Genomic DNA, 18,931 nt, shown 5'->3' with positions numbered 1-18,931 from the left:
CTGCGCAATGGTGAAGAGGCTATTGCTCGTCCTTGGGCGGCATCCGGGGCGGGGGCAGCGGCGTGAACACCGCTCCTTGCGCGCCGGCCGGCGGGGCATTGAATTCGCCGGTGGAGGAATCGCCGCCGCTGGTCTCGAGGATGACCTTCGGCGTCACATATTCCCGGACCATGTCGATCAGGCTGCCCTCGCCGCCGCCAAAATCAGCCGCGCGCCCGCCTTGCGGGTGGCCCGCAGCGATCTCGTTCTCGGCCGCATGGGTCTTGTCGGCCAGAGTGTCGTTATAGGGGACGCGGAACGCGCGCGGGATGCCGCTGGGACGGTGATCCTCGTCGAGTTCCTCGACCCACAGGTAGATCGAGCCGGGATCGCCCTCGAGCGAATGCGGCTCGACGATCCGCGCCTTGAGCAGCTTGAACGCAGTAGGCAGCCTGTCCGTGCTGGCCCAGCCGAGCAGCCCGCGCATCTCCGTGAAGCTGACGACGTAGAAGGCGCTGGTCACGACCACCGCGACCGCCTTCAGCGACCAGTGCAGCCGTGCATAGACCAGCACGACCAGCAGCAGCGCGCCGATCACGGCATAGGCGACCGACAGCGTGAGGATGACCGTCTGCAGATTAATCACGGCGTATCCTCACCCCGGTCTTCGGGTCGACGTCCGCGCCGTTGCGCCAGGTGCTGCGGAAGGTTTCCAGCAGCGATTTCGGCCGCTGGTCCACACTGACCACCTTGCCTTCGGCATCGAGCCGGAACCGCACCGCGGTCTTCTCGTCACCGGTGTGGTCGAGCGTGAATTTGTTGTCGAAGACCACCTGGGCGGTCGGATTGAGCTTCTGCACCTTCACATTGGCCGTAACAGGCTCGCCGGTCGTGGCGACGAAATGCGAGACGTTGACGGTGTATTCGCCGGCGACGATGCCGCGCACCGTCACGATCTCCTCGCGGATGGGCGAGGCAATCTTCTTGCCGTTGACCATGATGAAGTCGTTGGCCCCGCCGCGATCGTCGCGATCGAGCGTGAGGAAGCCGGCCTCGCGGTGGCGATACCAGGCGATGTTGCCGGCAGGATCCTGCACGAACAGGTCGAGATCGTCGGGATGGTTGTCCGGCCAGTCCAGCGTGATCATGAACTCGGCCTTGGAGTCGATCTTGCCCTCCTTGGCATCAGGAGAGACCGCGAGCAACGCGAGGAAGAACAAGAAGGCGACCACCTGGAGCGCCTTGAACAGCATCACGCCCAGCGGATCGAACGGCTCCTCGCGCGGATAGAGTCCGAAATCATCCATCATGACGGCGTTCCAGCGCCTTTGCGCTCGAGAACCGGCGTCACATAGGTCTCGGTCAGCACGACGGCATCCGAGAACACCCGCTGGGTCGCTGAATCGAGCATGTAGTACTGGATACGGACCAGGATGGAGCCGACGAGACCCGCCAGCGTCGTGTACATCGCAACCGCCATGCCGTCGCTCATCAGCCCCATCGAGGAGCGCATCGCGACCTTGTCGGCGGCATCCAGTCCGGCAATCGGCGCCAGCATGATGATGAAGCCGATGATGGTGCCGAGCAGGCCGAGCTTCATCAGCGTGTCGGAGACGAAGGCGCCGAACCCGTTGGAGCCGCGCAGGCGGTCGGCGAGCGTCCGCAACAGCAGCGTCTGGTCGACCGGGCGGTAGTCCTGCGCTGCTGCTTTCGTCACCAGGCTGTCGATGTGATCCCGCACCAGCCCGCGCGGCAGCGCAGCCGTGCTTGCATCGAGCACCTTGCTGCCCTCTGGCGCCGCCAGCACCGCGCGGCAGCGCCGTGCCGCGGCCCCTTCACGGGCAATCGCCCGTGTGCGCAGGAAGCAATGTCCGCAGGTCAGGATATAGAGCACCGCGATCACGCTCGAAATGTAAGTCCGGTCCGAGGTCAGCATCAGATGGATCAGACCGAACCGCCACAGCAGCACGACGGCAAAGATCGAGAGCCCCGTGAAGATCATCCAGAACAGCAGCGCGCTGCGCTCGGATGGGTCGGACGCGGTGTTTGCGATCGGTCCAATCGTCATCGAACTCATGCTGCACTGCTCCTGGCCTGCAGGAATTGGCCTGCAACGATTCCGCCCAGATTAGATCAAAGCCACCGCATCCGGTCCAAAGACCCATGCCCAATCCGGCTTGGGAAATTTGCCCGAGCTGCGATGCGACCGAAACCCTGCAATTGGCAAGGTCGAGCTGCGTTGTTAGGCTGAGCTTACCAAACTTTGGGGTGATCGCATGCGCCTCGTGCTTCAGCTTGTCGCCCGTTTGCTTCTCATCGTCGCGCTCTGCCTCGGCGCCGCGACCATATGGGCCACGTTCGACGCCTATCGCAGCGTCGACCGGGCGACTGCGGCCTCCGCGCAGCGGGTCGCGCAAGCGCTTCAGGCGCTGTACTGGCACGAGCTCTTGCTGCGCAGCAGCAGGATGCGCGAGCATCTCATGCCGGTTCCGGAGTGGCGGACGCTGGAGACGATGAAGCTGATCTCGCCCGGCGTCTGTGTCGAGTTCCAGCCGGCGACCGCATTCGAAAAGCCGCTCTGCGGCCAGAGCCAGGGGATCGGCCGGGCGCCGCCGCGCTGGTTCGCGTCGATCGTTCCGACCTTCCTCGGCAGCCACGCCGAGGTGGTGCGGCCCGTCAGTCCGCGCGCCGTGGCCGCCGGAACGGTGGTTGCTACGCCCGATGAGGCGGCCGCAATCTCGCTCGCCTGGGAGTACATTCTCAACGTGATCGACGTCGCGCTTTTGATGGCGGCGGCGATCGCCCTGCTCGCCTCGCTTGCGATCGCGCACACGCTGGCGCCGGCGCGCGCCATCGTGACCGCCTTGCAACGCATGGCGCGCGGTCAGTATCGCACCAAACTGCCGCGCTTCCGCTCCATGGAGCTTGGGATGATCGGCGGCGCCGTCGAGAAACTCGGCAGCCGGCTGGAAGAATCCATCGAACAACGCGCGGCGCTGACGCGGCGCCTCATCGAGATCCGCGACGACGAGCGTCGCGCGCTCGCCCGCGAGCTGCACGACGAGTTCGGACAGAATCTTTCCGCCATCCTCGCTTTCGCCAACACGATCGAGACGGCGAGTACGAAAGACGGGGATCATGGCATCGCGCAGGACGCGCGCATGATCTCGCAGGCCACGCACCATTTGATGGCCTCGCTGCGCGATGCGCTGAAACGCCTGCGCAATCCGCTGCCCGAGGAGCTTGGGCTGGAAGCGAGCCTCGTCAACCTCGTCGACAGCTGGCGCTCGCAGAGCGCGACGCAGCCGACGATCCAGCTCGACCTCAAGGGCGACCTCACCGACATCAGCGGTCCGGCAGCCACCACCGCCTATCGCGTCGCCCAGGAATGCTTGACCAATGCGCTGCGCCACGGGGCGGCCCGCGCGATCTCGTTGCATGTCGAGCGGTGCGCGGGCGAGGACGATGCGCTTCTGATCCGCGTCGAGGACGACGGCGGCGGCGATGCGGCACGGGTGGCGCAGTCGGCCGGCTTCGGCCTCACCGGCATCCGCGAGCGCGTGACGGCCGCCGGCGGCTCGCTGTCGATCCTGCCCGCGAGGCGCGGCCTCAGCGTCGCCGCGACGATTCCGCTCGCTGCATGAGGCGGCCATGAGCGAGGTCGCAGCAACAGGCATTTCGGTGCTGCTGGTCGACGACCATCCGATCGTCCGCCAGGGCTACCGGCGCGTGCTGGAGAGCCAGGGCGACCTCCACGTCGTGGCGGAAGCCGACAATGCCGCGGATGCCTATGGCGCCTTCAAGACGCACGACCCCGACGTCGTCGTGATGGACATCTCGATGCCCGGCGCCAGCGGCCTCGAGGCCATCCGCAACATCCGCGCACGTAATCCGCGGGCGCGGATCCTCGTCTTCACGATGCACAACGAGGCGGTGCTGGTCAAAGCCGCCTTCAGTGCCGGCGCTTCCGGCTTCGTCACCAAGAGCAGCGCGCCCTCCGCCGTCGTCAACGCCATCCGCAGCGTCGCCCGCGGCGAGCGGGCCATGAGCGACGACATCGCGCATGTGCTGGCCGAGGACAGCCTGTCGACAGGCTCAGCGCTGGATCAGCTGGGCGAACGCGAGATCGAGATTTTGCGCCAGTTCGCCGGCGGCGCCACCACCGAAGAGATCGCGACGCATCTCAATCTCAGCGTCAAGACGGTCCAGAATTATCACTATCTGATCAAGACCAAGACCGGCACGCGCACGGATGCGCAGCTCGTGCGGCTGGCGGCAACTTGCGGGCTGACGAAGATCTAGCAGCGGGACTGCCGGATTTCCGGGCGCTTCAATCTGCTGAACGCAATGGAACGTAGACCATCCAACTCCGGTTAGTAGCGGAGTGGAGGAGTAACACGCCATGAGTAAGGGTCATCACAAGGCAGTCGACCATCCCACCGTCATTACCGTAGGCGAGCTTATCGACCAGCTTTGCCGCTTGCCGGACACGGCTGTTGTCCACTTCCGCTGTCCTATGCTCGATCAGGAACTGACATTCCACCGCCTCCGAAAGCAGTCGAAGGACGCCGTCGAAATCGCGGTCAGTGCATATCCGGAGAGCCCGCCGGTCGTCCCGTCGTCCGACGGCACATTCCACCCGCGAAGGCATGCCACTTCCTCGTCGGCGCCCCGCAACGGCGGAGTGCTTCATGGCAAGAGGGCAAGTTAGGAGGAGCGCTTCTAGGCCGCCTTTAGCCCGCGCAGCAACAAGGCGAGCGTCGCATCGACGCGCGCGGGCAGTTCGGCATCCTTCCACTCGTCGGCATGGGCCGGATGATGGAAGCGGCAGGTCGCATCGAACAGCGCGCGTGCGGTGGTCTTGACGTCAGCCACATCGAACTCGCCCTGCTTCACGCCGTCGGACAGGATCGCTGCGATCTGGTCGATCATGGTGTCCTTGTGACACTTGACCGCCGCGCAGGCCTCGCGGGCCAGCGTCAGATAGGTCTCGAACATCTCGGGGTCGTCGAGCACGCGTGAACGCTTGGCCGCGAACAGCGTGCGCAGCCAGCGGTCGAGCCGCGCCGGCGCAGGGCCCTGCTCCTTAGCGATGGCCAGGAGCGGCGCGTCGATGCGGTCGAGCCAGCGCTTGGCGACGGCCTCGCGCAGCGAAGCCTTGCTCGGAAAATGGCGATAGACGCTGCCGTGGCTCACATCGAGCGCACGGGCAACATCGACCACTGTGGCCTTGGCAAGTCCGTAGCGCCGCAAGACGTCCTCGGTGACTTCGAGGATCCGCTCCGGCGTCAAGACAACGGCTTCGTTCATGCCAGCACCATATTCCCGTTAAGGGCTCAGTTACCCGGCGATGGGGCCGCTTCCGAAGCGCCCCTGCCGGCCGTTTCGGAAAGCTCTCGCCTTAATGAGGCAGTTTTGCAGCCTGCGCCGCGATCTGGCGCGCCACCAGTAAATTGAGCCAATGCCCAATCGTCCCGGTGAGATTGATGATTTCGATCGTCATTGTCGTAAGTCTCCAATCATTGGCGGGCCCATTGTTCAATTTCGACCCTCGATCCCCCACTTGTTTGGGACGTTCGGGCTTCCATTACCGCCAGACGCCCAATCGGAGCGTCCGAGGAGGAATATACATGTCTCACTGACAGATTTCAACATCTGTCATTCAATGATCCGTGATTGACAGCTGATATTTGGGGATCGTCTGCCAGCCGGCTCAGTCTGGCCCAACGGCCGGCCGCCTGGCGCACTGGAGGCCGAAAACACCCAGCTCCCCACCGCCTTGATCTCCCACCACCTTGCCGTACCGCTTGGTTGGCCCTCCCCCTCTGCCAAATCACGGCGTAAAAGCATTTTGACCGGCGCCACCCTCTAAAGCCGCCGCCCGCCTCCTCGGCGGGTTACGCTGCGCTCACCCGCCCTACGAAGAAGAAACGGATCCTCCCCATGCCCATCGTCAACCGCATCGCCGCCCTCGCCGACGAAATGGCCGCCTGGCGCCATGACTTTCACGAGAATCCGGAACTGCTCTACGAAGTCCACCGCACCGCCGGGATCGTCGCCGACAAGCTTCGCGCGTTCGGCTGCGACGAGGTGGTGACCGGCATCGGCCGCACCGGCGTGGTCGGCGTGATCCGCGGCCGCAAGTCGGCCTCCGGCAAGGCCATCGGCCTGCGCGCCGATATGGACGCGCTGCCGATCGTGGAAACCGCCGATGTGCCCTACGTCTCGAAGATCCCCGGCAGGATGCACGCCTGCGGCCATGACGGCCACACCGCGATGCTGCTGGGCGCCGCAAAGTATCTCGCCGAGACTCGCAATTTCGACGGCACGGCGGTCGTGATCTTCCAGCCCGCCGAGGAAGGTGGCGGCGGCGGCAAGGCCATGGTCGAGGACGGGCTGATGACGCGCTGGAACATCGACCAGGTCTACGGCATGCACAACATGCCGGGCCTCGCCGAAGGCCATTTCGCGACCACGCCGGGTCCGCTGCTCGCCTCTTCCGACAACATCCGCATCACCGTTCACGGCAAGGGCGGTCATGCCGGCGCCACCCCGCACCAGGCGATCGACAGCGTCCTGATCGGCTCGCAGATCGTCAACGCGCTGCAATCGATCGTCGCGCGCAACGTCGATCCGCTGAAATCGGCGGTGATCTCGGTCACGCAATTCCACGCCGGCACCGCCTTCAACATCATCCCCGAGACCGCCGAGCTCAGCGGCACCGTGCGCACGCTCGATCCCGACGTGCGCGATCTCGTCGAGCGCCGGATCGGCGAAGTCGCCGACAGCGTCGCCCGCGCTTATGGCGGCTCGGCGGAGACGAAATACACGCGGATGTATCCGGTCACCCTGAATCATGCGCGCGAAGCCGGCGTCGCCGCCGACGTCGCCCGCGACATCGTCGGTGACGACCGCGTCAACGACAAAATCATTCCGATGATGGGCGCGGAGGATTTCTCGTTCATGCTCGAACAGCGCCCTGGCGCAATGGTGCTGGTCGGCATGGGTGATAGCCCGGCGTGCCACCACCCGGCCTATGTCTTCAACGACAACATCCTCGGCCACGGCGCATCGTTCTGGGTGCGCCTGATCGAGACGACGATGCCGGCGGGTTGGCAGCCTTGGTAGTGGTGGGTTAGCGCAGCGAAACCCACCACCACGGATCAACGTCCGCGCTGCTATTTCAGGTCTGCGGCAAAGAAGTTCGCAGCCTCGGCCTTCGCCTCCCGATCGACCTTGGCGTCGTATCTGAGCGGCAGGTTGAACTTCTTGCCGAGCTCGGTGGCTTCGGGGTTGGTGAAGGCGTGCACGGCGCCAGGGTACTCGATGATCCGGTAATCCGCCTTCGCGGCGTCAAAATCCTTCTTCAGAGCCGCATACTGCTCGCGCTTCACGAAGGGGTCATCCGCGCCGTTCAGGATGAGGACCTTGGCCTTGACGGCTCCCGGTGCGGGCGCGGGCGTATTGAGACCGAGCGAGGCGTGAAAGCCCACGACGGCGGCGAGGTCAGCGCCGGCGCGCGCCATGTTCAGCACGACGGCGCCGCCGAAACAGTAACCCACGGCGCCGATCCGCTGGGGATTGGCCGAGGCCTGCTTGGCAAGCTGGTCCCTGGCTGCATTGAAACGCCGCTCCATCTCCTTCGGGTCCTTCATTACCGACGACGAGAGCGCGCCGGCGTCCTTCGGATTGTCAGCGGTCTTGCCGTCGCCATACATGTCGGCAATGAAGGCGGTGTAGCCTTGCTCCGCGAACTTTCGCGCCTCGTTGTGGATATGCTGGGTGATGCCCCACCATTCAGGCACCACCACGATCCCGGGTCGCTTGGTCTGGACCGCATCGTCGTAGACGACGAACCCCTTCATGGTGGCCCCGCCGTCCGTATAGGTCACCGGTTCTTCCCGAACCGCCGCCTGTGCGGTTCCGACCAGGGCGACGGCGCAGAGCGCGCCAACGATATTTATCCGCATGCTGGCCTCCTGGTTGACTTAACCAAAACTCGCTGCCGCGGTTCCCGCGCGTTTTGAAGTGCGGTGCTCGCCGGCTATCCGTGCACCACCTCGTGCCGCATTACGAATGGCGCGAGCAGCGTGTGCACCTCGCCGGCAACGATTTCGCGCTGGTCCGCCGGAAGCCCTGCAAGCGTGACGGTTGCGATCGAGCCGTGGCTGCCATGGGCGCCGACCTTCACCTTGCAGTCGATGCCGCGCGCGACCAGCGGCGCCAGCACCTTGGTGAACACGCGCTGCGCCGCATCCCAGCGCAGTTGCGGCTTGAACACCTTGCCGACGCCGGTCACCGGCATCGGGTCGATTGGGATGACCTGCACCGGAACCGCGGCACGCTCGGGCGTCCGCTCGCGCACCCACGTCTCGAGCTCGCCGGGTTCGACCGAGGCGCCGGGCTTCAACTGCACATAACCAACAGGCAGCTCGCCGGCATAAGCGTCGGGCTGGCCGACCACCGCGGCAAAGCCGACCGCGGGATGGCGGAACATGATCTCCTCGATCGGCGCCGGATCGATGTTGTGACCGCCGCGGATCACGAGGTCCTTGGCGCGGCCGGTGATCCAGAGATAGCCATCGGCATCGAGCCGGCCGAGATCGCCGGAATTGACCCAGACCTCATCGACAAAAGCCCCCTTGTTGTGGGCGTCGTTGAGATAGCCGCCGAACACGCCGGGCCCGGCCATGATGACGACGCCGATCTCGTTGGGCTTGCAGTCGCGGATCAGGCGGCCATCGGCATCGAGCTGCACGATGCGCACCCGCGAATAAGGCATCGGCAGGCCGACCGAGCCGAGCCGGATCGGCCGGCTGGGATAGGCGAGCGTGTGCACGCTCGAGGTCTCGGTCATGCCGTACACCTCGACCACCGGCAGCTTGAGTTTTTCCTGGATTGCCGAGCCGACCGCGACCGAGATCGCCGAACCACCGCCGGCTGCATATTTCAGGCTGGAGATGTCGGCATTGCCGGGCGGCACGGCGAGCGTTGCGGCCAGCACCGTTGGCACGCTCGACAGCGCCTCCGGCTTGAAGCGCTCGACCAGGCCCCAGATGTTCTTCACCGCATTCGGGTTGCGCCAGCCGCTCGGCGACAGCACCACCAGCGAACCGCCGGCCGACAGCGTCAACAGCACCTGCGTCAGTGATCCCCCGACGTGAAACAGCGGCATGCCGAACAGCATGTTGCTACCCGGCCTTGCCTTCAGCAGCAGGTTCAGTGCCCAGGCCTGATAAACTTGATTGGTATGGGTGTGCCGCACCAGTTTTGGCGTGCCGGTGGTGCCGCCGGTGTGGAAATAGGCCGCGATATCGTGGCCCGCGATCTTGCGCCCGCTGACGAGCCGATCCGACGGCTGCTGCTTGATCAGGTCCTTGAACGCAAAGATACCATTCTCCGCATCGCCGCCGCCTGCCACCTGCACGATCGCCTTGAGGTGCTTGAGCTGCGGACGGATCTGCTCGACCTTTTGCCAGATGTCGGTGCCCGGCATCGGTCCGAGCGCCACCAGGATCTTCGTATTCGCCGCCTCCAGAATTTCCGCGATCTGGTGCGGCTCAAGCAGCGGGTTGACGGGATTGGCGATGCCGGCGGCCTCCGCGCCGAACAGCGTCACGAAGGCATCGGGCAACAGCGGCAGCATAAAGGAGATGACGTCGCCCTTATCCGCGCCGAGCGCGTGAAACATGTTGGCGGCCTGCGTCACGCGCGCGATGAAATCGCGATAGGTGACCACGAGCGGCGTATCAGTCGGATCGGCATTCTGCAGAAACTGGATCGCCGCCCCGTCGGGATTGCGCGCAGCCCCGAGCCTGATCGCATCATAGGTGCTCTCGGCTGCGACACGGTCCGCGTAAGGGACCTGCTCGAATGCCCGGACCTCCTCGTCCGTCAAAAGCTCAGGATACGCGTTGCCGATGAGCCGATCGAGCGTATGGATGCCCGCCATGGAATTCCGTCCTCCCTCAGATGCATCTCCTCGCCCCTGTCTTTTGACATTTGGTTTGGCAAGGCCTCGACCGATTGGCGGACGAGCGCAGACAGCATGATGGATGATTTCGCGTTCGTCCATGACCTAGCGGCTACGGGCCCGGCACCGGGGAGCGCAGCGTTTGAACCTGCGTGCCCGATCCGGGGACCAAGAACATGCACCGGATTCGCCTGCCAGCGCCCTGCCGCAAGACTCGAGGTTACCATGACCACGCCCCCGCGGGACCGCGCCACACGGCTGATCGTCGCGCTCGCCATGACCTCGGCGATCACAGCAATTGCGATCGCCCTGCCGCGCGCCGCGCTCGCCGATGACCAGTTCGACAAGATGCGCGCCAGGATCGTGGCCTTCGTCGGCGACAAGATGGAAAAGCTGGGCGGGACGCGCATCATCTACAAGGTGGACAGCTCCGGCCTGCGCGAGACCGTCGTCATGGATCTGCGCGATAACGTCTACAAGAACTTGCATGACGGCCATATCGCCTTCTCCAACCTTGCGATCCGCGACGGCGGCGTCGATGTCAAGATCGCGGACGCCAAAGGCCGCGATCAGCTCGCCCGCAAGCTCGCTGCCGCCGCGGAGGGGCTGCCCTCGCATGCGCTCGCGGTGACCGACGGCAGCGATGGAGCGGTCAGGCTCGCGCCGACCGATACCGCATCCGCGGCACGGCTGAATGAACTCGTCGAAGAGTCGATCGCCATGATCGAGCAGCGCCTCAAGGATTCCGGCGTCAAGCTTGTCAGCGTCGTCCCTGACGGGGCCGACCGCATCCGCATCTTTCTGCCTGGCGTGACCGAGCCCGAGCGCATCGCCGCGATCTTCGCGCGGAAGGTCAAGGTCAGCTTCCGCCTGATCGATGCCTCGATGTCACCAGAGCAGGCGCAATCCGGCACGGCACCGGAGGGCACCGAACTCCTGCCCGGCTTCAAGGACAAGCGGCCCTATCTGGTCGCCAAGGACAGTGTGCTCGACGGCGAGGACATCAACTATGCGGCGCCCGGCTTTGCGGCCGGCACCAAGGATCCGGTCGCCTCGTTCCGCTTCAACGGACGCGGCACGCGGCGCCTCGCCCACGTTACGGAAGAGGGCGTCGGCAGATCGTTCGCCATCGTGCTCGACGACAAGGTGATCTCCGCCCCCGTGATCCGCGAGCCCATCACCGGCGGCTCGGTCCAGATCTCCGGCAATTTCACCCTCGAGGAGGCCAACAGCGTCGCCATGCTGCTCCGGGCCGGCGCGCTGCCCGGACACCTCACCCTCGTCGAGCAGCAGGTCATCCAGCCCACCGCCAAGCCCTGAGGCGGAGATAGCCCCGCGCCCCCGCCGCCGGGACGCCCGGGTCCGCTCACGACGCCCCAAGCCCGCGCCCCGGTGGTCCCGAATCGCGGGCCGCACCGAGCTCATACGCGCAACCAACGGGCAATTGCCGAAATGCCCGAGCAGGCTAAAATTTGCCTCTTGCAGCATGCTGGCCGAAGGCTTCATTCAAGCGGTCGTCATTCGATTTCGGCTATACGAATACCGAACAGGGCTGAAAGCCTTACGCAGGGATAGTACCATGCCGTCCGGCAGTGCAGACATTTCCTCGATCCTCGACCGCATTCTCGACGCGGCCACGGATAACCTCAGGATCGCGAAGATCCTGGTCCAGATGGGCCTCGATCCCAACAACGTCACCTACGACGCGATCTTCAACCGGCTGCTGGAGATCTTCGTTCACAACATCACGCTGGCCAACATGTTCGCCGCGGTCGGCGCCGGCTTCTTCGTCGCCACCCTGCTGATGCGGACGATGGTGCCGCTCCGCGTCGCCAACATGGTCGGCTGCGCCTTCTTCGCCATCTTCGGCGCGCTCTCGGCCAACGTCTCGACGTTCCTGCTCTATCTGCTGCTGCTTCCGATCAACGCCTTGCGCCTGCGACAGATGCTCAAGCTGGTCAAGAAGGCGCGCCATGCGGCGGAAGGCGACATGTCGATCGAATGGCTCAAGCCATTCATGACCGAGCGCAAATATCGCCACGGCGACACGCTGTTCAAACTGGGCGATCCGGCCAAGGAGATGCTCCTCACGGTCACTGGCAAGTTCCTGGTCAAGGAGATCAACGTCGAGATCGGGCCCGGCGCGCTGATGGGCGAGCTCGGCTTCCTCACGCCGGACAACCGGCGCACCGGAACGATCGAATGCATCGAAGACGGCCAGGTGCTGACAATCACCTATGACCGCCTGCTCGAGATCTACTTCCAGGATCCGCAGTTCGGCTACTATTTCCTGGTGCTGACCAGCCAGCGCCTTCTGCAAAACATCGATCGCCTGCAGAAGCAGCTCGCGACGGAGCGGGCCGCGACAACGAACCGGATCGCGTGAACAGGCTCCGCGGACCCGGCCCTGCCGCTCAGCCCAAGAGCAGCGCCATCCCGGGATCGCCCTTTTCCATCGCGCGCCGGTAGGCTGGACGCGCACCGATGCGGCCGAGATATTTGACCACGTTCGGGCAGCGCGCGAGATCGTAGGGCTGGAAATAGCGCATCGTGGTGAGCGAGAAGCCCGTCATGATGTCGGCCGTGGTGAAGGTGCTGCCCGCCAGATATTCGGCATCGCGCACGCGCGCATCGATGAGATCGAAGGCACGGTCGACGCGCGCCCTGGTCGCGGCCAGCATCGGATTGTCCTCTGTCAGCTTGAGCCGGTTCAGCAGCATCAGCCGGCCCATGCCGGCTTGCAGCGTGCCGTTGGCGAAATGAAACCAGTACAGGAATTGCGCGAAGTCGGGATCGTCGGTGCCGAGCAGCAGGCGCCCCTTGCCGTACCTGGCGATGATGTAATCGACGATGGCGCCCGATTCGGCGAGCACGAGAGCGCCATCGGTGATAACAGGCGCCGCCCCGATCGGATGCAGCGCCTTATAGTCGGCCGGCGCCAGCATGGTGCCGGAATCGCGCGCATAGCGCTTCAGCTCATAGGGGATTTCGAGCTCCTCGCAGAGCCAGACGATGCGTTCGGATTGCGATCTGCCGAGATGATGAACGGTGAGCATGGGCGTGTCCTGTGCAGATGGCTCCGGCGATCGCGCCGCGTGTATTTGTGATGAGGGCTGCATCGTACTCCGTCATTGGAGAGACCGTCCCCTACCCTGCCTCGTCGGCCACCATGCGTGCCACGACGCGGTCGCGACGGACGAAGTGGTGCCAGAGGGCAGCGATCACGTGGATCGCGATCAGGGCCAGCAATACATAAGCAAAGAAGATGTGGCGGTCCTCATAGGCGCCGGCTGCCGCTTTGTCGGGGGAGGTGAATTGCGGCACGTTGAACAGGCCGAAAAAGTCCGAGTAGTTGGGCGTGCGCGCGCCGGAATGTGCCCAGCCCAGCATCGCGACCAGGATGACGACGAGATAGAGCGCGCCATGGCTGACATGGGCCGCGATCTTCTGCCAACGCGAGAGCCCGGCCGGCCGCGCCGGCGTCGGGTTGAGGGCGCGCCAGACGATCCGCAGCACCGTGAGCAGCAGGATCACGTACCCGATATCGGCATGGATCGAGCGATAGAAGAACTTATCGGCGCGCGCCGGAATGTGGTTCATCCACCAGCCGAAGGCGATCATGCCGATGATCGCCAGCGCCAAGCCCCAGTGAAACCAGCGGGCAACACTTCCCCAGCCGGTCCTCGTGTTTCTGATCATGCCGGCTCCTGAAAATTTGCGGATGTCCCAACCGCGGCGCAGCAGCGCTGCAAATAGCGGGAACATGGGGCAAAGGTGAAATTGAATCGTTCCAAACCGGGCTGCGGCCGTCCCCGCCGCAAAACCGCCCCAAAAACCCAATGGTAACCATGGCGGGCTAGGGTGGTGACGTGACCAAATCTCCGACGATCCTGGTATTCGATTCCGGCCTTGGCGGCCTCACCGTGCTGCGTGAGGTCGTCGCCGCGCGCCCGGACGCGCATTACGTCTATGTCGCCGACGACGCCTTCTTCCCCTACGGCCATCACAGCGAGGACGAGATCATCGCCCGCGTGGTGCCGCTGATGGGGAACTGATCGGCACCCATGATCCTGACCTCGTCGTCATCGCCTGCAACACCGCCTCCACCCTGGTCCTATCGCATCTGCGTGCCGCTTATTCCGTGCCCTTCGTCGGCACGGTGCCGGCGATCAAGCCGGCCTGCGCCCGGTCGAAGACCCGCCGCGTCTCGGTGCTCGGCACCAAAGGCACCGTGAAGCGCGAATACACCAAGGCGCTGATCCGCGACTTCGCGCAGGGCTGCGAGGTGACGCTGGTCGGCTCGCCCGAGTTGGCCTCGCTTGCCGAGCGCGAGCTCAGGGGCCAGGCGATCAGCGACGGCGATATCCTCGCCGAGCTCACCCTGCTTCGTCGGCGATGCCGCAGGCGCGGGCGCGCGCACCGACACGATTGTCCTCGCCTGCACGCATTATCCGCTGCTGCTCGCCCGGCTGGAGCGGCTGGCGCCCTGGCCGGTCGAGTGGATCGATCCTGCACCTGCCATCGCCCGCCGCGTCTCGGATCTGCTCGGCCCGTACGGTGGGGATCGCGCAATCCGGCGCCGAGCTGATATTTACGTCGAACCGCGCACATGGGCTCGGGGCGACCCTGACGCCGTTCTTCGGCGGCCGCGCACCGGCCTGACTTTTCGCGGAGATAGCGCGCTGCTAGGCTTCGCCGTCGTCATCTCGCGCAAGGTCATCACATGTCGGTCCCCGCAACGCCGCTCAATCGCCTCCGCCAATTGTGGAGCGAAGGCCGCCCGCCTTCGGCGCGATCGCAACGATCCCGAGCGTGCAGATGGTGCAGATCATGGCGCGCTCGCTCGACTGGATCATCGTCGATCTCGAGCACGGGCCGATTGGGTTGACCGAAGCGCATGCGATGATCGCCGCGACGACGGGCACGCCGTGCACGCCGCTGGTGCGGATCGCGGCCAACGAGCCGTGGCTTGCGAAAGCGCCGATGGATATCGGTGCCTTCGGCATCAATTTCCCGATGATCACGAACCGCAGCGAGGCGGAGAAAGCGGTGCGCAGCGTGCGATACCCACCGCGCGGCGATCGTCTCTGGGGTCCATTCCACGCGCCGTTCCGCTGGGGCCAGTCGATGCCGGACTACATGGCGTCAGCCGACGACGAGATGATCTGCATGATCACCATCGAGCATGTCGATGCGGTCGACCGCATCGACGAGATCATGGCCACACCAGGCATCGACGTCGCCGTCATCGGCCCTGGCGATCTCGCCACGTCCATCAACAAGCGCGGACAGATGGACGATCCCGAGCTGCTCGAACTGGTCGCCCGTGCAGAAGCCGGCATCCTCAGAAGCGGCGTCCCGATCGGCGGCGTGGCGCGCACCGCGGACCAGGCCAATGCCCTGGTCGACCGCGGCTACCGCGCGATCGCCCTCGGCTTCGACTGGTCGCTATTCCAGCGCGGCATCATGGCCGCGTTCGACGGCATCAAGCGCTGAACGGGCCGATTGCCACCTTGCCGGGAACAGCGGCGCTGCTAGGGTCGGCCGTTCCAGGGAGGAAGGCCGAACCGATCCGCGCCCAAGGCGGTTGGCTCGTGCTAAAGGAGGCGGCGAGCGGGCTTCCCTCCCAAGTCAGTCCCCCAACTCAGTCCGCGGGAACCGGAGAACGATGCGCGGTCAACCCAAGAACATTTCGCTGCCGCGGCGCCTGATTATCGACCTCATGCGCGCCTCGATGGGCGTGCCGTTCGTCTCATTGTCCCGCTCGCTCAACATCCGGCCGCTGCTGGAGGCCCGCGCGGGCGCGATGGCGCCGGCCGGCTGGGCCGCGATGTTCGTCAAGGCCTTCGCCCTGGTCGCTAGGGACGAGCCGGTCCTGCGCACCGTCTATGCCAAATGGCCCTGGCCATCGCTCTACGAGCTGCCGAGGAGTGTCGCGCTCATCGCCATCGCCCGGATCGAGGACGGCGAGGAATGCGTGATGCCGCAGCGGATCGCGGCCCCGGAGACCATGGCGCTGGCCGCGGTCGACGCCGAGATCCGGCGGGCCAAGACCGCGCCGATCGACGACGTCCCGATGTTCCGCAAGATCATGCGCGCGACCCGCCTGCCGCTGCCGCTGCGGCGGCTGTCCTGGGCGATCGGGCTGAATTTCGGCCGGCAGCGGGGCAATTGGTTCGGCAGTTTCGCTGTAAGCTCGGTGGCCGCCTATGGCGGCGGCGAGCTCCACCCTATGACGCCCGGCCCCTTCATCCTCAGCTATGGCCTGGTCGAGCCCGACCACACCATCCATGTCGTGATCCGCTGGGATCACCGGGTTACCGACGCCGCCCCGATTGCCCGCGTCCTGACCCGGCTGGAACAGGTGCTGAACACTGAAATCGCTGCCGAATTGCAGGCAGCCGGCGCCAAGCCGATCCGGGTTGTCGGGACCTGACCGCGTAGCGGTCATCCCGGGGCGGCGCACAAGCACCGAACCTGGGATCTCGATATTCCGGGTTCGCTCTACGAGCGCCCGGAACGACCGTCTCGCATTGACAAATCGGCCCAAACTCTCCTAAAGCCACCTGCTCGCGGGCCGATTTCGGCCCGCGAAGCGTTTCGCGACCCGTGGTCCTCTCCCTTAAGCTTTGGGGATCGGACCTGTCAGTGCCGGGCCAGCCCGTCACCCAGGAGGGCGCGTTTCCTCAAACCATGTACCTGAAGAGGACGCGATGACTAAGCGCAGTGAGGCGAAGTACAAACTCGATCGCCGTATGGGCCAGAACATCTGGGGCCGCCCGAAGAGCCCCGTCAACCGCCGCGAATATGGCCCCGGCCAGCACGGCCAGCGCCGCAAGGGCAAGCTCTCCGACTTCGGCGTGCAGCTGCGCGCCAAGCAGAAGCTGAAGGGCTACTACGCCAACATCAGCGAGCGTCAGTTCCACGGCGTCTATGTCGAGGCGAGCCGCCTCAAGGGCGACACCGGCGAGAACCTGATCGGCCTGCTCGAGCGTCGTCTCGACGCGGTGGTCTACCGCGCCAAGTTCGTGTCGACGATCTTCGCCGCGCGCCAGTTCATCAACCACGGCCACATCAAGGTGAACGGCCGCAAGGTCAACATCTCGAGCTACCAGGTCAAGGTCGGCGACGTGATCGAGGTCAAGGAAGCCTCCAAGCAGCTCGCCCACGTTCTCGAAGCGAGCCAGCTCCCCGAGCGCGACACCCCCGACTATCTCGAAGTCGACCACGGCAAGATGACCGCAAAGTACGTGCGCATCCCCCATCTTTCCGACGTGCCGTTCCCGGTGCAGATGGAGCCCCATCTGGTCGTCGAATTCTATTCGCGCTAAGATCTGAGAAAGGCCCCGGTTTCCGGGGCCTTTTTGTTGTGATAGCATCGCTGCCGATGTCCCAGACCAGCGATCAGCTCGCCAATATCATCCCCTCGGCAACGCCAACCGAAGCCGAGCTTGAGGCATGGGCCAAGCTGCCTCGCGACGAGCAGGTCCGCCGGTACCAAGCGTTGTTCACTCAGCCTGATTGCAACACCTTCACCTCGGACACGCCAGACGACATCCTCGCTGCCGCGCGCCAACGCGTCGCCCAGCGCCACCATGGCTGAGTACCGGTTATCGGAGCGTACCCGAGCCGATTTGATCGATATCTACGACTTCAGCGAGAGCCGATTCGGCAAATACCACGCTGAAGCCTATTACGCAGGCCTGATCCGATCCTTCGGACTTCTCGCAGATTTCCCCCTGATTGGCCAGCAAGTGGATGAAACTAGCGGCAGGCTATCGACGTTTCCGCTTTCAATCCCATCTAATTTTCTACACCGTGCAACCCGACCACGTCGAAATCCGTGCCATCCTTCACGGCGCGCAAGACATTCGATCGCAATTGTTCGACTAGATGACGAGACCAGCAATGCTCTACACTCCTCCCCCGATCGATCCCGAAGCGCCGCCGGTGCGCATCAATCTGCTGTCGGACACGCAGACCAAGCCGACGGCTGCGATGCGCGAGGCGATGGCGCGCGCGGAAGTCGGTGACGAGCAGGTCGGCGACGATCCGACCGTGAATGCGCTGTGCGAGCGCGTCGCCGAACTGATGGGCAAGGAAGCCGCCGTCTACATGCCCTCGGGCACGATGTGCAACGTCACCGCGACCCTGGTGCATTGCCGTCCCGGCGACGAGATCCTAGCGCACGAGACCGCGCATATCATCGCCCGCGAAGGCGGCGCGCATGCCGCGATCGGCGGCTTCCAGGTCACGCAGCTCAAGGGCGCCGACGGCCAGTTCACGCCGGAGACATTCCGCAAGGCGCTGCATCCGCGCACGCGCTACCAGCCGACCCAGACGGTCGTCAGCGTCGAGCAGACCGCCAATATCGGCGGCGGCACGATCTGGAAGAAGGCCGCGCTCGACGAGATCGTCGCGATCGCCATGCAACACGGCCTCGTCACGCACATGGACGGCGCGCGCCTGCTCAACGCGACAGTGGCGAGCGGCATCTCCCCGCGCGACATGACGGCGGGCTGGGATCTGGCCTGGATCGATTTCTCCAAGGGCCTGGGCGCGCCGATTGGTGGCGTGCTCGCGGGCACCCGCGCCTTCATCGACGCCGTGTGGCAGTGGAAGCAGCGCCTCGGCGGCTCGATGCGGCAGGCCGGCGTCTGCGCGGCCGCCTGCATCTACGCACTCGATCATCACGTCGAACGCCTCGCCGACGATCACGCCAATGCACGGGCTCTGGCCCGCGGCCTTTCACAGATACCGGGCATCGAAGTGCAGGAGCCCGAAACCAATCTCGTGTTCTTCAAGCCCGACGGCGCCGGCGTGCCAGGCGACAAGATGGTCGCCGCACTGCGCCAGCGCGGCGTGACCCTCGCGATGATGGACGGCCGCATCCGCGCCTGCACCCATCTCGACGTCAATGCGAGCCAGATCGAGGAAACGATCGGATACGTGCGCGAGATCGTGCGCGGGGCGTAAAAA

18 protein-coding genes and 3 pseudogenes are annotated in these 18,931 nt (G+C 65.0%); 13 read left to right on the top strand and 8 right to left on the bottom strand.

Translation table 11 applies throughout. The annotated features are described in order from the left end of the window. Window positions 1–19: 19 nt before the first annotated feature. Genes ACTGJ9_RS19990 through ACTGJ9_RS19980 form a run of 3 tightly spaced genes read right to left on the bottom strand, consistent with a single transcriptional unit; the run spans window position 20 to window position 2,056 of the window. On the bottom strand, window positions 20–625 hold the full coding sequence (locus tag ACTGJ9_RS19990; RefSeq protein ID WP_456672522.1) for a hypothetical protein: 606 nt from the start codon (window positions 623–625) through the stop codon (window positions 20–22). Then, window positions 618–1,289 (bottom strand): hypothetical protein, encoded by a 672-nt coding sequence (locus ACTGJ9_RS19985; protein ID WP_456672521.1) that lies wholly within the window; start codon window positions 1,287–1,289, stop codon window positions 618–620. The genes ACTGJ9_RS19990 and ACTGJ9_RS19985 overlap by 8 nt, the downstream gene beginning before the upstream one ends. Further along, window positions 1,286–2,056, bottom strand: coding sequence for a MotA/TolQ/ExbB proton channel family protein (locus tag ACTGJ9_RS19980; protein WP_456672520.1), 771 nt, complete (start codon window positions 2,054–2,056; stop codon window positions 1,286–1,288). Before ACTGJ9_RS19980 ends, ACTGJ9_RS19985 begins: the two co-directional genes overlap by 4 nt. Before the next feature lie 199 nt (window positions 2,057–2,255). Between ACTGJ9_RS19980 and ACTGJ9_RS19975 the strand changes: the two genes are divergently transcribed. Further along, a complete protein-coding gene (locus ACTGJ9_RS19975) occupies window positions 2,256–3,623 on the top strand; it encodes a sensor histidine kinase (RefSeq protein WP_456672519.1) in 1,368 nt (455 codons plus the stop codon). A 7-nt stretch (window positions 3,624–3,630) separates the two neighbouring features. Continuing rightward, window positions 3,631–4,281, top strand: coding sequence for a response regulator (locus ACTGJ9_RS19970; RefSeq protein WP_456672518.1), 651 nt, complete (start codon window positions 3,631–3,633; stop codon window positions 4,279–4,281). Between the two features lie 420 nt (window positions 4,282–4,701). Here the strand turns inward: ACTGJ9_RS19970 and ACTGJ9_RS19965 are convergent, their stop codons facing one another. Then, a complete protein-coding gene (locus ACTGJ9_RS19965) occupies window positions 4,702–5,289 on the bottom strand; it encodes a TetR family transcriptional regulator (RefSeq protein ID WP_456672517.1) in 588 nt (195 codons plus the stop codon). A 633-nt stretch (window positions 5,290–5,922) separates the two neighbouring features. Between ACTGJ9_RS19965 and ACTGJ9_RS19960 the strand changes: the two genes are divergently transcribed. Beyond that, on the top strand, window positions 5,923–7,107 hold the full coding sequence (locus ACTGJ9_RS19960; RefSeq protein ID WP_456672516.1) for a M20 aminoacylase family protein: 1,185 nt from the start codon (window positions 5,923–5,925) through the stop codon (window positions 7,105–7,107). Window positions 7,108–7,157: 50 nt separating this feature from the next. Here ACTGJ9_RS19960 and ACTGJ9_RS19955 read toward each other — a convergent pair whose 3' ends face one another. Both ACTGJ9_RS19955 and ACTGJ9_RS19950 read right to left on the bottom strand, forming a co-directional pair. Then, a complete protein-coding gene (locus tag ACTGJ9_RS19955; protein WP_456672515.1) occupies window positions 7,158–7,949 on the bottom strand; it encodes a dienelactone hydrolase family protein in 792 nt (263 codons plus the stop codon). A gap of 74 nt (window positions 7,950–8,023) precedes the next feature. Beyond that, entirely contained in the window at window positions 8,024–9,931 is a 1,908-nt protein-coding gene (locus ACTGJ9_RS19950) for an acyl-CoA synthetase (RefSeq protein ID WP_456672514.1), read from the bottom strand. Window positions 9,932–10,177: 246 nt separating this feature from the next. Here ACTGJ9_RS19950 and ACTGJ9_RS19945 point away from each other — a divergent pair, with 246 nt between their 5' ends. Together ACTGJ9_RS19945 and ACTGJ9_RS19940 are read left to right on the top strand one after the other, a co-directional pair. Then, window positions 10,178–11,272 carry a SecDF P1 head subdomain-containing protein gene (locus ACTGJ9_RS19945; RefSeq protein ID WP_456672513.1) on the top strand — a complete coding sequence of 365 codons (1,095 nt, stop codon included), beginning with the start codon at window positions 10,178–10,180 and terminating at the stop codon, window positions 11,270–11,272. A gap of 259 nt (window positions 11,273–11,531) precedes the next feature. Further along, window positions 11,532–12,338, top strand: coding sequence for a Crp/Fnr family transcriptional regulator (locus ACTGJ9_RS19940; RefSeq protein ID WP_456672512.1), 807 nt, complete (start codon window positions 11,532–11,534; stop codon window positions 12,336–12,338). 28 nt (window positions 12,339–12,366) lie between these two features. Here ACTGJ9_RS19940 and ACTGJ9_RS19935 read toward each other — a convergent pair whose 3' ends face one another. Both ACTGJ9_RS19935 and ACTGJ9_RS19930 read right to left on the bottom strand, forming a co-directional pair. Beyond that, a complete protein-coding gene (locus ACTGJ9_RS19935; protein WP_456672511.1) occupies window positions 12,367–13,008 on the bottom strand; it encodes a glutathione S-transferase family protein in 642 nt (213 codons plus the stop codon). A gap of 91 nt (window positions 13,009–13,099) precedes the next feature. Then, window positions 13,100–13,651: a cytochrome b gene (locus ACTGJ9_RS19930; RefSeq protein WP_456672510.1), complete on the bottom strand. Its 552-nt coding sequence runs from the start codon at window positions 13,649–13,651 to the stop codon at window positions 13,100–13,102. 170 nt (window positions 13,652–13,821) lie between these two features. On the opposite strand from ACTGJ9_RS19930, the pseudogene murI reads away from it, so the two are divergent. The 8 genes and pseudogenes from murI (at window position 13,822) to ACTGJ9_RS19890 (ending at window position 18,928) form a co-directional block, all read left to right on the top strand. Further along, window positions 13,822–14,614: pseudogene (gene murI / locus ACTGJ9_RS19925) on the top strand (glutamate racemase). A gap of 61 nt (window positions 14,615–14,675) precedes the next feature. After that, a pseudogene (locus ACTGJ9_RS19920) lies at window positions 14,676–15,448 on the top strand (HpcH/HpaI aldolase family protein). A gap of 172 nt (window positions 15,449–15,620) precedes the next feature. Beyond that, on the top strand, window positions 15,621–16,388 hold the full coding sequence (locus tag ACTGJ9_RS19915) for an acyltransferase (protein ID WP_456672509.1): 768 nt from the start codon (window positions 15,621–15,623) through the stop codon (window positions 16,386–16,388). Between the two features lie 277 nt (window positions 16,389–16,665). After that, window positions 16,666–17,283 carry a 30S ribosomal protein S4 gene (gene rpsD, locus ACTGJ9_RS19910; RefSeq protein WP_456672508.1) on the top strand — a complete coding sequence of 206 codons (618 nt, stop codon included), beginning with the start codon at window positions 16,666–16,668 and terminating at the stop codon, window positions 17,281–17,283. A gap of 56 nt (window positions 17,284–17,339) precedes the next feature. After that, complete coding sequence (locus tag ACTGJ9_RS19905) at window positions 17,340–17,555, top strand: hypothetical protein (RefSeq protein WP_456672507.1); 216 nt, start codon at window positions 17,340–17,342, stop codon at window positions 17,553–17,555. Further along, a pseudogene (locus ACTGJ9_RS19900) lies at window positions 17,548–17,661 on the top strand (type II toxin-antitoxin system RelE/ParE family toxin); the annotation flags it as partial. The gene ACTGJ9_RS19905 and the pseudogene ACTGJ9_RS19900, both read left to right, overlap by 8 nt. A gap of 49 nt (window positions 17,662–17,710) precedes the next feature. Further along, window positions 17,711–17,845: a type II toxin-antitoxin system RelE/ParE family toxin gene (locus ACTGJ9_RS19895; protein ID WP_456678577.1), complete on the top strand. Its 135-nt coding sequence runs from the start codon at window positions 17,711–17,713 to the stop codon at window positions 17,843–17,845. Window positions 17,846–17,860: 15 nt separating this feature from the next. Further along, the gene (locus ACTGJ9_RS19890; RefSeq protein ID WP_456672506.1) at window positions 17,861–18,928 is read left to right on the top strand and encodes a threonine aldolase family protein; all 1,068 of its coding nucleotides are present in this window, start codon (window positions 17,861–17,863) and stop codon (window positions 18,926–18,928) included. The last annotated feature ends 3 nt before the right edge of the window (window positions 18,929–18,931 follow it).

This window comes from Bradyrhizobium sp. RDM12, from assembly GCF_051917485.1.
Taxonomy (GTDB): domain Bacteria; phylum Pseudomonadota; class Alphaproteobacteria; order Rhizobiales; family Xanthobacteraceae; genus Bradyrhizobium.
This window is presented reverse-complemented; position numbering and strand designations above follow the sequence as displayed.

What these genes read in the sequence shown, in the direction of transcription:
- ACTGJ9_RS19985 (WP_456672521.1), bottom strand. Translation starts at nt 1,289, where the DNA reads ATGATGGATGATTTCGGACTCTATCCGCGCGAGGAGCCGTTCGATCCG.
- ACTGJ9_RS19980 (WP_456672520.1), bottom strand. Translation starts at nt 2,056, where the DNA reads ATGAGTTCGATGACGATTGGACCGATCGCAAACACCGCGTCCGACCCA.
- ACTGJ9_RS19975 (WP_456672519.1), top strand. Translation starts at nt 2,256, where the DNA reads ATGCGCCTCGTGCTTCAGCTTGTCGCCCGTTTGCTTCTCATCGTCGCG.
- ACTGJ9_RS19970 (WP_456672518.1), top strand. Translation starts at nt 3,631, where the DNA reads ATGAGCGAGGTCGCAGCAACAGGCATTTCGGTGCTGCTGGTCGACGAC.
- ACTGJ9_RS19965 (WP_456672517.1), bottom strand. Translation starts at nt 5,289, where the DNA reads ATGAACGAAGCCGTTGTCTTGACGCCGGAGCGGATCCTCGAAGTCACC.
- ACTGJ9_RS19960 (WP_456672516.1), top strand. Translation starts at nt 5,923, where the DNA reads ATGCCCATCGTCAACCGCATCGCCGCCCTCGCCGACGAAATGGCCGCC.
- ACTGJ9_RS19955 (WP_456672515.1), bottom strand. Translation starts at nt 7,949, where the DNA reads ATGCGGATAAATATCGTTGGCGCGCTCTGCGCCGTCGCCCTGGTCGGA.
- ACTGJ9_RS19950 (WP_456672514.1), bottom strand. Translation starts at nt 9,931, where the DNA reads ATGGCGGGCATCCATACGCTCGATCGGCTCATCGGCAACGCGTATCCT.
- ACTGJ9_RS19945 (WP_456672513.1), top strand. Translation starts at nt 10,178, where the DNA reads ATGACCACGCCCCCGCGGGACCGCGCCACACGGCTGATCGTCGCGCTC.
- ACTGJ9_RS19940 (WP_456672512.1), top strand. Translation starts at nt 11,532, where the DNA reads ATGCCGTCCGGCAGTGCAGACATTTCCTCGATCCTCGACCGCATTCTC.
- ACTGJ9_RS19935 (WP_456672511.1), bottom strand. Translation starts at nt 13,008, where the DNA reads ATGCTCACCGTTCATCATCTCGGCAGATCGCAATCCGAACGCATCGTC.
- ACTGJ9_RS19930 (WP_456672510.1), bottom strand. Translation starts at nt 13,651, where the DNA reads ATGATCAGAAACACGAGGACCGGCTGGGGAAGTGTTGCCCGCTGGTTT.
- ACTGJ9_RS19915 (WP_456672509.1), top strand. Translation starts at nt 15,621, where the DNA reads ATGCGCGGTCAACCCAAGAACATTTCGCTGCCGCGGCGCCTGATTATC.
- rpsD (WP_456672508.1), top strand. Translation starts at nt 16,666, where the DNA reads ATGACTAAGCGCAGTGAGGCGAAGTACAAACTCGATCGCCGTATGGGC.
- ACTGJ9_RS19905 (WP_456672507.1), top strand. Translation starts at nt 17,340, where the DNA reads ATGTCCCAGACCAGCGATCAGCTCGCCAATATCATCCCCTCGGCAACG.
- ACTGJ9_RS19895 (WP_456678577.1), top strand. Translation starts at nt 17,711, where the DNA reads ATGAAACTAGCGGCAGGCTATCGACGTTTCCGCTTTCAATCCCATCTA.
- ACTGJ9_RS19890 (WP_456672506.1), top strand. Translation starts at nt 17,861, where the DNA reads ATGCTCTACACTCCTCCCCCGATCGATCCCGAAGCGCCGCCGGTGCGC.